This window comes from Bradyrhizobium xenonodulans, from assembly GCF_027594865.1.
GTDB lineage: Bacteria > Pseudomonadota > Alphaproteobacteria > Rhizobiales > Xanthobacteraceae > Bradyrhizobium > Bradyrhizobium xenonodulans.
Genome location: NZ_CP089391.1, coordinates 3,156,180 through 3,170,138, shown reverse-complemented (window position 1 = coordinate 3,170,138; position 13,959 = coordinate 3,156,180). Strand labels below are relative to the sequence as shown.

The 13,959-nt window shown below is 62.3% G+C and carries 10 protein-coding genes; 1 reads left to right on the top strand and 9 read right to left on the bottom strand.

Annotation, left to right across the window (positions count from 1 at the left end; genetic code table 11):
- The first annotated feature begins 381 nt into the window (after positions 1–381).
- Complete coding sequence (locus I3J27_RS14560; RefSeq protein ID WP_270170340.1) at positions 382–1,692, top strand: FAD-binding oxidoreductase; 1,311 nt, start codon at positions 382–384, stop codon at positions 1,690–1,692.
- A 261-nt stretch (positions 1,693–1,953) separates the two neighbouring features.
- On the opposite strand, the gene I3J27_RS14555 is transcribed toward I3J27_RS14560, so the two are convergent.
- The 9 genes from I3J27_RS14555 to I3J27_RS14515 all read right to left on the bottom strand — a co-directional run bounded on the left by I3J27_RS14555 (position 1,954) and on the right by I3J27_RS14515 (position 13,919).
- Positions 1,954–3,276: an NAD(P)/FAD-dependent oxidoreductase gene (locus tag I3J27_RS14555; protein ID WP_270170338.1), complete on the bottom strand. Its 1,323-nt coding sequence runs from the start codon at positions 3,274–3,276 to the stop codon at positions 1,954–1,956.
- 233 nt (positions 3,277–3,509) lie between these two features.
- Entirely contained in the window at positions 3,510–4,973 is a 1,464-nt protein-coding gene (locus I3J27_RS14550; protein ID WP_270170333.1) for an aldehyde dehydrogenase family protein, read from the bottom strand.
- Between the two features lie 22 nt (positions 4,974–4,995).
- On the bottom strand, positions 4,996–6,189 hold the full coding sequence (locus I3J27_RS14545) for an alanine racemase (protein ID WP_270170330.1): 1,194 nt from the start codon (positions 6,187–6,189) through the stop codon (positions 4,996–4,998).
- A 12-nt stretch (positions 6,190–6,201) separates the two neighbouring features.
- Positions 6,202–7,074 (bottom strand): GNAT family N-acetyltransferase, encoded by an 873-nt coding sequence (locus I3J27_RS14540; protein WP_270170328.1) that lies wholly within the window; start codon positions 7,072–7,074, stop codon positions 6,202–6,204.
- Positions 7,075–7,250: 176 nt separating this feature from the next.
- Complete coding sequence (locus tag I3J27_RS14535; protein ID WP_270170326.1) at positions 7,251–8,561, bottom strand: NAD(P)/FAD-dependent oxidoreductase; 1,311 nt, start codon at positions 8,559–8,561, stop codon at positions 7,251–7,253.
- A gap of 54 nt (positions 8,562–8,615) precedes the next feature.
- Entirely contained in the window at positions 8,616–9,494 is an 879-nt protein-coding gene (locus I3J27_RS14530; protein WP_270172776.1) for an ABC transporter permease, read from the bottom strand.
- Between the two features lie 38 nt (positions 9,495–9,532).
- Positions 9,533–10,483: an ABC transporter permease gene (locus tag I3J27_RS14525; protein ID WP_270172774.1), complete on the bottom strand. Its 951-nt coding sequence runs from the start codon at positions 10,481–10,483 to the stop codon at positions 9,533–9,535.
- Positions 10,484–10,556: 73 nt separating this feature from the next.
- Positions 10,557–12,221, bottom strand: a complete 1,665-nt coding sequence (locus tag I3J27_RS14520; protein ID WP_270170324.1) for a peptide ABC transporter substrate-binding protein — start codon at positions 12,219–12,221, stop codon at positions 10,557–10,559.
- Positions 12,222–12,230: 9 nt separating this feature from the next.
- Positions 12,231–13,919 carry an ABC transporter ATP-binding protein gene (locus I3J27_RS14515; protein ID WP_270170322.1) on the bottom strand — a complete coding sequence of 563 codons (1,689 nt, stop codon included), beginning with the start codon at positions 13,917–13,919 and terminating at the stop codon, positions 12,231–12,233.
- Positions 13,920–13,959: the final 40 nt, after the last annotated feature.

Genomic DNA, 13,959 nt, shown 5'->3' with positions numbered 1-13,959 from the left:
TTCAGCACAGGGCAAGCTACGATCTTGGCTACGAGTAGCGACGCCCCACTTCAACCACCAGGGCGCGGTAGATGACCCGTGCAATCATCGACTGCTGCTCTCAAGTCCCAAAGGCCTCGCGAGAAGTGTTCGCCGGCTCAAGCCGCCGACAATCGTAGCAATTCAGCATTGTTTTCTTCGGAATGTCCTCTCAACAGCAGCCAATGCCGCCCAAACGCGCAAAGATGACCCGATGCCAATCGGGAGCTGAGCATGTCCCAGTCAGTACACGTTCGGGCCTTTCGCGATCTTGTTGGCGACGGAGGCGTCGTTGACGACCCGGAGCGGATGGCTACCTACACGACTGATCAACGCCAGCTCTCCACGGGCTCGACGTTCGCGGTGCTGAAGCCGACGACGACGAAGCAGGTCGCCGACATCGTGCGGCTCGCGGCGTACCACGAAATAGGAATCGTTCCGCAGGGCGGCAACACCAGCTACTGCGGCGGTGCGACGCCCGACGCGTCCGGACGCCAAATCGTCGTGAGCCTCGAGCGGATGGACAGGATTCGCGAAATCGATCCCGTCTCCATGAGCATCTCTGTCGACGCCGGCGTCATCCTGAAGAACGTACAGGACGCCGCAGCGGCTGCCGGACTTCTGTTCCCGCTCAGCCTCGGCGCGGAAGGCAGTTGCCGGATCGGCGGCAACATCGGCACCAACGCCGGCGGGCTGTCGGTCGTCAGGTACGGGATGACGCGCGATCTGCTGCTCGGAATCGAGGCCGTGCTGTCGGACGGCACGGTGGTCTCCGACATGCGCAAGTTGCGGAAGAACAATACCGGCTACGACGTCAAACAGTGCTTCGTCGGAAGCGAGGGGACTCTCGGCATCGTGACGGGCGCAGTGCTGCGTCTCGCGCCCTTGCCGACCCGCCGCGCGACTGCCTGGCTGAAGCTCGCGCGGGGCGCGCCGCTCGCTGAGCTTCTCGCCCTGATCCGTCGTGAATCCGCTGACCTGCTGACCACTTTCGAGTTCATGGCGGCCCGATCCATCGCGCTTGCGACCGACGCAATGACCGACCGGCCCTCCCTTGGAGCGGGCTCAGCAGACGCCGTCCTCGTCGAGTTCGCCTCTTCCTCACGCCATCTCGATCTGGATGAACTGATGGAAGCCGTTCTGACCGAGGCGATCGAAGCTGGATGGATCGAGGACGCATTGCTGGCGCAGAGCGGATCGCAGCGGACCGCGATGTGGCGGCTCCGCGAGACCATTCCTGAGGGCGAGAAGCGCCGGAACGGATCGGTCAAGCACGACATCTCGGTACCGCTTTCCTCCATTCAGCGCTTCCTCGATCTGGCCGGCTCGCAAGTGCGATCGTATGACGCCGACCTTGAGCTGTCCGTCTACGGCCATGTCGGCGACGGCAATCTGCACTACAACATGCTCATTCCTCCCGACGTCGATCGGCTGGAGTTCACCAGGCGAATCGAAGGCAGCTTATCGCTGCAACTCTACGACACGGCCGCGTCGCTCGGCGGCACGTTCAGCGCGGAGCACGGCGTCGGGCGTTTCAAGAAGCACCTTCTGGAGCGGTACGGCGATGTCGGGCGCATCGCGGCGATGCGCCGGATCAAGACCGCCTTTGATCCGGCGGATATCATGAACGCCGGCGCGATCGTTCGTCCGCTGGGCGAGAAGTCTGTCTCTTGAACCATCGGCCGGCGAGTTGGCGATGCTTTCCAAGCGGTCTTCGGCCGATATACCTTGATCAGCCAAATCGTCTTGACCATAAAGAAAGAGCCACTCCGAACGAGTGGCTCAAGTTGGGGAGGAAACGCCTCTTAAGGACTGCTAAATCGCGACCAGGCTGCGACCTGTTCGATCGGGAGCATGGCAGACAGAGACTCTCGGCCGCGGGCCTTGAAGGTAGCCGTCTGCGATGAACATTATGTCCTACTCAGATGAGGATATTCAGATGGCGGAGATGTCCAGCTTCGACCCATCGATCAGACGCGACAGCCGGAACGGTGTGGGATCGACGCAAGGCGTGTCGTTCACGACAAGCTCTGCGGCCAGGTAGCCGAGCCCCGGGCCCAGACCAAAGCCGTGACCCGAGCAGCCCGCCGCAAGGACAAGGCCCTTCACCCCGTCCACTTGCGATACCACAGGCACTGCGTCCGGCGTGCAATCGACGAAGCCGCCCCAGGCGCTATCGATCTTAATCTCGCCGAGTTGAGGGAAGGTTTTCCGGACACTCTCCACCACTTGGCCCACCAGCCATTTCAAGGGCGGAGGATCCAGCACGCGATTCTGTTCGAAGATCCGATCGTCGTTGGTCAGCAGTGCCGGCATTGAATCGGGTCCCGAAACGAACGATTGGCCGACGCCGAGCCTGACGTTCTTCAGCCGACGCAAGAATTGCGGCATGAATTCCCGGCTATACCTGATAGCCTGGGGCGTGATTTCGAGGTTCGCCTTGCCGCTGATCGCAAGCGTATAGCTGCCGTCCAGTCGACGAGTGATCGTGCAATAGGGTGTGGAGACCGCCTCGCCTATGTTGATTGTCGGGGTGGAACGCAGCGCGGTCTGCCGGATGCTCGCCTGGGGGAAACTGATCCCGAGCGGCCGAAGGAAGCGCGAGGACCAGGCGCCGGCGGCGCACAGCACCGCGCTGGTTCTGATGTAGCCCTTCTCCGTGTGTACGCCCGCAATCCTGCCATTGGCCACGTCGAGCGACCGCGCGGCGCATTCCTGGTGGATCGTGGCCCCCAGAGCTCTGGCCCCCTCCGCGATAGCCGGCGCGGCAAGTGCAGGTTCGGCCTTGCCGTCCCGCTCCGAATAGGTCCCGCCGACCCATTTGTCGCGCGCTTCGGGGACGCGCTCGGCCACCTCCGCCCGGCTCAGCACGCGGGTGTCGACGTCGTACTCCCTGGCGACCTCGCGCCACTTTTCCCAACCCGCGAGCACCGCCTCGTCGTGGGTCGCATAGACAAGACCGCAGCGACGAAATCCGAGGTCCCGATTGATATCGCGCGTGAGCTCGTCCCACAGCCGCATAGAGAGCACGGAGAGCGGCAGTTCGCGGCGATCGCGGTTCTGCTGGCGGCACCAACCCCAGTTTCGGCTCGATTGTTCACAGGCGACGTGCCCCTTCTCGAGGAGCGCCACAGAGAGGCCGCGCTTCGCCAGATAATAGGCTGCCGTAGAGCCGAGGACGCCGCCGCCGACGATGACGACGTCGACCTCGGCGGGAAGACGCTCATCGCTGTGAATGCGCTGGACGTGGGGCGACATGTTCCAACGAACCTCGGCTGCCAAGAATGCGGAAGCAAACTTCCGATCAGCCCTTCATCGCATCGTGCGCGCGATAGAATGTGCTGAAATCATCCAGGACTTCGCAAGATGCTCGGGTTTTTGGCCGCTTGATTGAACGATGCTGCTCAGGCTCCTACCGGGCATGGCTGCAAGAACAGTGCAAGAGCTCCATCTAAAGCGCGATGCCGCAGCTTTTCGGAGCCGATATTGCACTATCGGTAAAATCCGAGAACTGCCTTGGTCTCGAGATACTCCTCCATGCCCTCGAGGCCGTATTCGCGACCGTTGCCGGAGCGCTTGTAGCCGCCGAAAGGTGCGTTCGGGTCCCAGTCGGGATAATTGAGATGCACTTGACCAGACTGGATCTGACGGGCGACTGCGCGCGCCGACTCCATATCAGTGCCTTGCACATGAGCGCCGAGGCCATAGACGGTGTCGTTGGCGATCGTGATCGCCTCGTCCACGGTGTCGTAGGGAATGATCGACAGCACCGGGCCGAAGATCTCCTCCTGCGCGATCCGCATGTCGCGACAGACGTTCGAGAAGATGGTCGGCCGTGCATAGAAGCCAATCTGAAGGTCGCCGGGCCGCCCGGGCCCGCCGATGACGAGTTTGGCGCCTTCATCCAGGCCGACACCGATCATGGTCTGCACGCGCTCGAACTGCGGCCGGTTGGCGATCGGGCCATGGGTCGTGCTTTCCGCAAGGGGATCGCCGACCACCAGTTCTGAAGCGGCCGCTGCCGCCAAGGTCTCGACCTCTTCCATGTGTGAGCGAGACACGAGCATGCGCGTCGGTGCGCTGCAGGATTGGCCGAGATTGCGGAAGGCAGCGCCGATGCCGAGCGGAACAGCACGGCTGAGATCGGCGTCCGGCAAGATGATATTCGGCGACTTGCCGCCCAGCTCCTGGGCAACGCGCTTGACGGTTGGCGCTGCCGCTTGCGCGACGAGAACGCCGGCGCGCGTCGAGCCGGTGATCGAGATCATGTCCACCTGCGGATGCGACGCCAGAGCGGCGCCCACGATTGGACCGGTGCCGTTGACGAGGTTGAAGACGCCGGGAGGACAACCGGCGTCGTTCATCACCTCGGCGAACAGCAAGGCGCTCAGCGGCGACAACTCGCTCGGTTTCAACACCACGGTGCAGCCGGCTGCGATCGCCGGACCCACCTTGGCGGTGATCTGATAAAGCGGCCAGTTCCATGGCGTGATGAGGCCGCAGACGCCAATTGCCTCACGCATGATCGCGGTAGCGCCGCGCGGGATGATGAACGGATAAGTCGCGAGATTATCGCGGGCGACGCGGATATGTTGGGCGGCCAACGGCACCTGGGCGCGGCGCGCGTAGGTGATCGCAGCTCCCATCTCGCACGTAAGCGCCTGCGCGAACAGCTCCAGCCGCGCCAGGAGCAAGGCGTGAATCCGGTCGAGCAGCGCCGCTCTCTCAGCAGGCGGTGTCATGGACCAACCGGCGAAGGCTCGTCTGGCGGCTGCGATGGCGCAATCCACGTCATCGTCATCGCCGAGCGCAACGTCAGCGATCGGCTGCTCCGTCGCCGGATTGATGACGGTTGCTGCTGCCGTGACTGATCCGATCGGCTTCCGCCATTCTCCGTCGATGTAGAATTTTCCGAGGAAGCCGGCTTCGGTCAGGTGTCGAAGGGGCGAGGTCATTGGAAGCGATCCTTTCGACGGCCTACCAGCCGCGAATCCGGGGCCATCGGGCGTGAATCGCGTCGCTGCCGGCGGAGACGACGTTGTACAACTCGTGTTGCGACGCCGTCGCACAGGCGTGATTGGGGAGAATCCTGACCTTCGCGCCGATCGGAAGATGGGGCAAAGCGTGCGCCGACCCGAGCCTGATGGCGAGGATCCCATGCTCCTGGCTTGCTTGCGAAACGATCAGGTCGGGATAGATCTTGCCGGCCACGTCGCAGACCAGACCGTATCCCTGGTCGACCCGCTGCGCCGCGGTGCCGCGGTCGCGCGACAGCGCCATCCACCCCGCATCGACCAAAATCCAGCCCTTCTCGGGCTTCGTGCCGATCACGGTGGCAAGCACCGAGATGGCGATGTCATCGGTCGTGCAGACACCGACGCCGTGCATGACCAGATCAAAGAACATGTAGACGCCGGCGCGCATTTCCGTGACACCGGTCAGGTCTTCGGCAAAATGCGCTGTTGGCGTCGAGCCGACGCTGACGACGGGACATTCATGGCCAGCCGCCCGAAGCGTCGTTGCGGCGGCCACGGCCACGGCGCGTTCGTTCTCCGCAGCCGCGACGAGGGACGCCGGCGTGCTGAGTCCATAGGACTCGCCGGCATGGGTGAGAACGCCGGCAAGCTTGACGCCAGCCTCGACCATGGCGGCCGCAACGACCACGAGTTTGGGATCGGTCGGGGTGAGCCCACCGCGATGACCGTCGCAGTCGATCTCGATGAAGGCGGATGGTGTCACACCGGCTGCGCGACCGGCCGCACCAAGCATGGCGGCCTGCTCTGGCGAATCCAGCAGCACCTTGATGTCGATGCCTGCTTTCCGCAGGCGCATCGCTCTGTCGGCGGTGTGCGGCGCCACACCCACGGCATAGGTGATGTCCCGGAAGCCATGCCGTGCGAAATACTCCGCTTCCGCTAGGGTGGAGACAGTGATTGGGCCTGCCCCGGAGCGTTGAGCGTGTCGCGCGACGTCGATGGATTTCGCCGTCTTCATATGAGGACGCAGCACGACACCTTGATCGACCATGCGAGAAGACAGGCGCGCGAGATTGCGATCGAGCCGATTCTTGTCGAGCAGGGGGGCCGGCGTTGCCAATGAGCAGACCGTTGCGGCTGTTTCGCCCGGACCGGCGTCCGGGACATCTGCCCTGTCCATCTCCACCCGCAACATCCCGATGTACCCCTAGCCGAATGACTGATTGGCGAGCCCGAATATGCGCGCCGGCTCCGTCCATGGAGCCGGCGTTCCCAGCACCATGGTGGTGGCATCGCTGACGCGCGGCAGGCCGATGCTTTCGAGCCACTCCCCGAGTTGCGAGGAGGCAGGAGTATCGATCCGGACGAAGACCGGCCCGAGCTGCGCGATCGCAAATTCAATCAGCGCGCGCGCATCGGTCGGGCTCTCGGCCACCACGGGGCCAATGACGTGTCCGCGGCCGAAGAGCCGAGAGATGGCGTAGCCGCGAAGCATACCGTCACGCAGCAGAACATAACCATCACCGCTATCGAACAGTCGATTCAGCAACTGCCGCCGCTCCAACCCGGTAGCAGTGCGGTCGAGCCGCGCGATCGCTTCGAACTCCGATGCGGCCATCGGTCTGACGAGGCCCGATCGCGGCGTCTCGTGGCTTTGGCGTGGAATTCCGTGATGCTGATGGATAATCCCGGTCGGCAGAAAGCCGCGGCGACGATAAAGCGTGATGCCTTCGGCCGTCGAGTTCAACGAGATGGTCCGCGGGCGCGCGGACGCCAGCAACGCATCCATGAGCCGGGCCCCATAGCCACGGCCCTGAGCGGCCTTTGCGACAATGATCATGCCGACGGACGCATGAGTTTCGCCGTACGGCCACCAGGCGGCGGTCCCGATCACCGTCCCAGCGCGCTCCAGAACAAAGCCATGACCCAGCTGCAACGCGACATCCCAATCCTCGATGCGGTAGGGCCAGGACATCTCCTGCGAGAGCTTCAGGGCGCCTTCCAGATGCGCTCTCGAGAAAGGAAGCAGGGCCACGTCCTCATTGTCGCGATGCCCGACTGGATAAGCTGCGGCTGTCATGATCGGTCGACGTCTCTTGCTCGGGTTGCCGGACTACTCGCCACAGTGTGAGTGCAATCTGACGATCGTCGCACGGTCTAAAGGGTATCTTGAGGCCGACAGCATTACGCAATCAGACTCGAACACAGTTCGGCACAGTCTTTCATTGATGATGCGGCAGAAGGGCCAATCTGCTGTCAGCGGCTGGCACGCCACAGCGCGATCCGGTCACGCATGCGATAGGTCTGGATGAAGGCAGGCATGAACCAGGGATTGCCTCGATAAAACGGAATGAAGGCCGGCGGCCGGAAGTCAAAGGCCGTGCGCGCCTGCGCGTCGTGTCTCAAGAGTTTGTGGGCCGCATGCACGCCAATCCATGGTGCCCAGACGACGCCTGAACCACAGAAGCCCGTGGCATAGACGATGCCATCCTTCTCAAAGATGCGGGGAATCATGTCGCGGTTCATTGCCACATTGCCGAACCAGCTGTGCGAGAGGCGAACGGCTTCCAGCTCCGGAAACAGATTGACCAGGCCCTTGCGCAAGAGCAGCTTCGGAGCCACGGGATCGCCGACGCGGGAGCTGTCGCGGCCACCGAGCAGAATGCGTTTGCCATCAGGCGAAGGCCGGTAATAGAAGCCGACCTCGCGAGTCTCGGTGATCGTCATGCGCTTCGGCATCAGCCGCGCCATGACCTCGGACGCGAGCTCCTCGGTCGCAATGATCCGGCTGCGAACGGGCACCAGCCGGCGACGCAGGAAAGGCACGGCACCATCGGTGTAACCATTCGTGCAGACCAGCACCTGACGTGCCTGCACCGAGCCGGCCGCGGTGACGACGCGGAATCCGGCGCCATCTCTTTCGATCGAGATCACGGGCGTACGCGCGTGGACTGTCAATCCGGAAGCGAGCGCGACCCGCAGGAGTTCGGCATGGAATTTCACTGGGTGCAGCCCGCCGATGTCCATCCGAACCGTGCCGCCGCGATAGACATCAGTGCCGATGTACTTTCGCTGCTCGGCATAGGGAACCGCATAAGCCTCGATCCCCAGCCTCTTCGCGAGCCTCTCTGCGGTCCGCGCCATGGATTCGTATTGTTCATAGCCGAATGCGCCTTTGAACTGCCCCACCAACTGGAAGTCGCAGGCAAGTCCTTCCGACTTGATGAAATCGTACAGGAATTCGCGTGCGGCCTTGCCTTCGGCCTCGATCGCCAGCGCCCTCTCCTCCCCAAACCGCCGCGTGAGTGTCGCGTAATCCGGTCGAATGCTTCCGCTGGTGATCCCGCCATTGCGCGTGGAAGCCCCTTCACCGGGATGCATTGCGTCGAAAGCTGCAACTGAGCGTCCCTCGCGCGCCAATACCAGACCGGCCGAAAGTCCGGCGTAGCCCGCGCCCACAATCAGTACGTCGATCTTTTTGGGCAATGGCTGCTGAGACAGCGGCCTCAACGGGGCCGCTTCCCACCAGTAGGGCGTTGCCTTCTCGGCAATTCTGGGCGCGTGCATGGCGTGTGCTTCTCTTATGGCTTCTATGTTCGGCCGCGGCCTGGCTCACATTGATCAAAAATTGTCGTTTCGAACGTCGAGCGCATCACGAAGACCATCGCCGATGAAGTTGAAGCTCGTCACTGCAATCGTGATCGCAGCACCGGGAATGATGGCAAGCCACGGAGCACGCGCGAGATATTGCTGGGCGCCATTGAGCATATTGCCCCAGCTGGGCAGCGGCGGCTGGATGCCGTAGCCGAGGAAGCTGATATAGGCTTCAAGAAGAATCGCCCGGGCGACCGCCAGGCTTGCGGCGACGATGATCGGGCCCATGGCATTGGGCAGGATCTCGCGGAACATGATATGCCGACGGCTGAGCCCCACCATGCGCGCAGCCTGGACAAATTCGCGCTCGCGCAGCGAACGGACCTCGGCCTCGACGATGCGCGCAGTCTCCATCCAGCTCGTGACGGCAATGATCACGGTAATCATGACCGGACTCGGCCGCAGCGTTGCGGCCAGCGCCAGCACGAGAAAGATCGAGGGATAAGAGAGGAAGCCGTCCACCATGCGCATCAGCGCTGCCCCGACCCAGCCGCCGCGATAGCCGGCCGTCACGCCGACGAGCGTTCCGATGAGCGTTGACAATAACATCGCCGAGAATCCCACCAGCAGCGAAACCCGCCCGGCCATCAACAGCCGCACAGCCAGATCACGCCCCAACGGATCCGTGCCGAAGTAATGGTGACCAGTGAGCGGCGGAGCAAAGCGGGCACGCAGATCGATGTGGAGCGAGTCGTAGGGCAGAGCATAGGGCCCAATGGCGCACGCCAGCACGAGCAGGGTGATCATCGCGATCCCGATGAGCGCCAGATGATGCCGCATGAAGCGATAAACCGCACGGCTGTGCCACCAGCGGGTCGGAGCTGCGTCTGCTACAATGGCGGTCATATGTGTTGCCTTCTTTTGACAGACGAGAACGCCTGGCCTCAACCCAGGCGAATGCGCGGATCGACGGTTGCGATGACGATGTCTGCGATCAGATTCCCCAACACGACCAGAATGGCCGAGAAGATCAACAGCCCCATCACCACGGGATAGTCGCTATACCCAAGGCTGTCGAGAAACAGCCGGCCCATTCCCGGCCACGTGAACACGGTCTCGGTGACCAAGGCGCCGGTTAGAATGCTGGGGAGCTGCATTCCCGCCAGCGTGATCATCGGCAACAGCGCATTGCCGACGACATGCTTCAGCAGGATGCGGCGCTCGCTCACGCCCTTGGCCCGGGCCGTCTTGACGAAGTCCTGACTCAGCGCATCCAGCGTTGCCGTGCGCATGTAACGGCTCCAGATCGCCACATGAACCAGCGAAAGCACCAGGCTCGGCAGGATCAGATGATGCAGATAGTCCAGCACCGAACCGTCGCCGATCGCGTACATGTTGCCTGCAGGCACCCAGCCCAGCTTCAGGGTGAAGATGTAGATGCCGATCAGGCCGAACCAGAAGGTTGGCACCGACAGTGCCACCATGGCGCCGACCGTCGCGCAGTAGTCGAACAGCGAATAGCGGTGGGTGGCGCCGCGGATTCCGATCCACGTTCCAGCAGCGATTGCCAATGCCGTGGATGTGCCCATCAGCAGCAGCGTCGCCAGCAGATGGCGACCGATCACCGCAAGCACGGACGAGCCATCACGGAACGAGTGTCCCCAATCGCCCTGGAGCAGCCGCCAGGCCCAGTCCAGATACTGAATCCATAGCGGCCGGTTCAACCCGAGCTGCGCTGCGAGTCGCTCCACATCCTTCTGAGTCATGCCCGGATCGAGCCCGAACTGCGCGAGAGGACCGCCCGGCATGAGGTTGAGAACCGTAAAGCCGATGATCGAGACGATCACCAGCAGCACGATGCTCTGAGAGAGACGATTGAGCAAGAACCCGGACATTCGAGTCACCATTTTGGCGTTGCAGCGTCACTCCAGCGCCGACCTCGGCCGGGGGGCCTTGGCCGGCACCACATCAGCTCGACCAATACCAGGCCAGCGCATTCCAGGATTCGGTGCGCGTATTGCCGTTCGGCACGAACCCGTTGATCCCCTTCTTCAGACCTTCGACCGCGTTGCTCTGATACAGCGGCAGGAAAGGCAGGTCGCGACGCACGAGTTCCTGTACCTGGAAGTAGATCGCGCGCCGCGCTTCCGGATCGAAAGTGCGCGCGCCCTTGTCGAGCAAAGCGTCAACCTCCGGATTTGCGTATTGCGCGTTGTTCGAGCCGCGGCCGCCCTTCGCTGCGACCGAGCGCGAGTGCAGGCGATTGGTGACATCAGGATCGGCGCCAATCAGATAGGAACTGCCGACGATCACGGAATCGAATTGCGATTGCATCCAGAACTCGCCCCACATCACGGCGGCGGGCAGGTTCGATATCTTCATCTCGACGCCCAACTGAGCAAACGTCTGCTGCAAGTACTGCTGTACCTGTTCACGAAGGGGATCGCCCGACGTGGTCGAATTGGCAAAGGACAGGCGAACGCCGTTCTTGGCACGAATGCCGTCAGCGCCCTTTGCCCAGCCGGCCTGATCGAGCATCTTGCCCGCGCGATTCACGTCGAACTGGTGCAGCGGCAGATTGGCGTTGAAGAAGAAGGACTGCCGCGGCATGAACGTCTCTGTCGGCGTCGGCACCCCGTAATAGAGCCCCTGGATGATCGCCTCCTTGTCGATCGCCGCGTAAAGCGCCTCGCGAACAGCAAGCTCCTTGAACTGCGGCCGCTCGAGGTTCAGGTAGAAGGATTCGAACGAGGTCCTTGGGACGAGGGTCACCACACGGTTCGGCAACGTTTTGGCTTCGGCATAGTGATCGGGAGTGATGTAGGGCTGGCCCACGAGATCGATGTCACCGCTCTTGAACTGGGTGTAGAGGACGGTGAGATCGGGAATGTATTTGAAGACCAACCTCTCGATATGAGGACCTTCTCCAAAATAGTCAGGGTTGGCCACGAGCTCGAGATGATCGCCGGCGACCCGCTGGCCCCACTTGAACGGCCCGGTGCCGACCGGCGCCTGGTTGAAGGCGGCGCTGTTCGGATTGGCCTCTTTTTCGAGGATGTGCTTGGGCACGATAAAGGTCTCGGTCAGGAACGACAAATATGGCGCAAAGGCCTCTTCCATTCGCCACGAGATCTCCGTGGGCGAGATCACCTTGATATCGCGCACGAGAGCATGGCCGGCCGTACGCCAACTGCGGAAGTTGGGATTCATGATCAGTTCGAGAGTGAACTTCACGTCCTCGGCGCTGAAAGGCGTGCCGTCGTGCCAGCGGGCATCGTCACGCAAACGAACTCGCCAATTGAGGCCGTCTTCCGAGATGCCACCGTTCTTTTGGTCCGGTACTTCCGCAGCAAGATTGGGCTGAATGGCGCCTTGAGGATCGATGCGGAACAGCGCGTCGAAAACCGAGAAATGCACCCCGTCATCGACCTCAATATGTACCATCAGCGGATTGAAGACCGTCGGCTCTTGTCCAAGCCCGACGATCACGCGGCCGGTCGGTTTCGCCGGCGAGCTACGCGCAAGGACGGGTTTGCCCAACAGATTTGATCCAGCGAGGCCGGCCGCCCCGGCGATCATCAACTGGACTGCGTTACGCCGCGAATAGATCGATGCAGTCTTTGCCTCAGTCATGACCCCTCCTCATTTGTGGCTATGTCCGGCCAATGTCGATTGGCTTCCAACGGCGCGGGAGCTGCTCTGCTGCTCGCCGGGGATGGCAGCGACCAGTTCTCGCGTATAGGCGGATTTCGGATTCAGGAAGATCTGCGATGGGGGGCCGTGCTCGACGACCTGCCCTCGATGCATGACTGCGATTTCATCGCAGATCTGGCTGGCCACGCGCAGATCGTGCGTAATGAAGATCATCGACACCCCGGTCTCCCGCTGAATCTGGTCCAGCAGCTTCAAGATCTGCGCCTGGATCGACACGTCGAGTGCGGAAACCGCCTCGTCAGCGATCAGCAGCTTCGGCTTGAACATCAGCGCCCGAGCGATTCCGATGCGTTGGCGCTGGCCACCGGAGAACTCGTGGGGATAACGATCGAACGTTCCCGCATCCAGGCCGACATGGGCCAGGAGCTCTCGTGCCTGCTCACGTGCCTCCTTGCGAGACACTCCATGCGCGATCGGACCAACCGTCAGTATTTGCCCGACCGTCGATCGGGGATTGAGCGAGGCAAATGGATCCTGGAAAATCATCTGGATCTTTGGGCGAAGCGGCCGAAACTCGGCTTCGGAAAGCCGGGCGACGTCGCGTCCCTCGAACAGGATAGAGCCGCTGTCGCTGTCGAGGAGCTTGATCAACAATCGCCCGAGGGATGATTTGCCGGAGCCGCTTTCGCCGACAACGCCCAGTGTGCGTCCCGGTGAAAGGTCGAAGGACACGCCATTGACCGCGGGTACGATCCGCTGCCTACCGAACAGCGCACTGCCGCTCCGGTAAGTCTTGACCAGACATTCGACCTTCAGAACGGAGGACGTGGCCGCAGCTTCCGCTGGAACACGGTCCTTGCCCGTCAGATGCGGCACGGCCGCGATCAGGCGGCGCGTGTAGAGATGACTGGGGGATTTCAGCACCTGTTCGGCGCTCCCCTGCTCCACGCAATGCCCTTTCTCCATCACCACGACGGAATCGGCAATCTCCGCCACAACTCCAAAGTCATGGGTAATGAACATCACGCTCATTCCCTTGCGGCGTTGAATGTCGCGGATCAGTTGCAGAATTTGTGCCTGGGTCGTCACGTCGAGTGCGGTGGTCGGCTCGTCGGCGATCAGGATCGCCGGCTCCAAAGCCAGAGCCATGGCGATCATCACCCGCTGTCGCTGCCCGCCGGAGAGCCGGAAGGGATACTGATGATACATCAGCGGCGGATCCGGCAGGCCCACCTCGGTCAACAGTTCCATGGCGCGACTACGACGGGATTTCGGCGTACCCACGCCGTGCGCCGCCATCACTTCCTCGATCTGCGCGCCCACCGTCATCAACGGATTGAGCGCGGAGAGCGGGTCTTGAAAGATCATGGACACGACACGGCCGCGGAGGTCGCGTAGTTTGTCCGACGAAAGTCCGACCAGATCCATCCCTTCCAGACGGATTGCTCCCGAGGACACGCGGATCGACCTGGGCAGGAGCCCCATGATCGCGTTGGCCGTGACCGACTTGCCCGATCCGGATTCGCCTATGATGCAGAGAATCTGGCCGCGCTTCAATTCGAAGGAAACGTTCTCGACTGCGTACGCGCGCTCCATGCCCGCCGGCAAGCTCACGGTCAGGTCACGGACCGCGAGTGCCACATCCTCTGAGGCTGAAGGTTGCGGGGCAGAGGTCATCTGAACATTCTCCCCTTTCAAGCGCGTCCCATGATCCCGT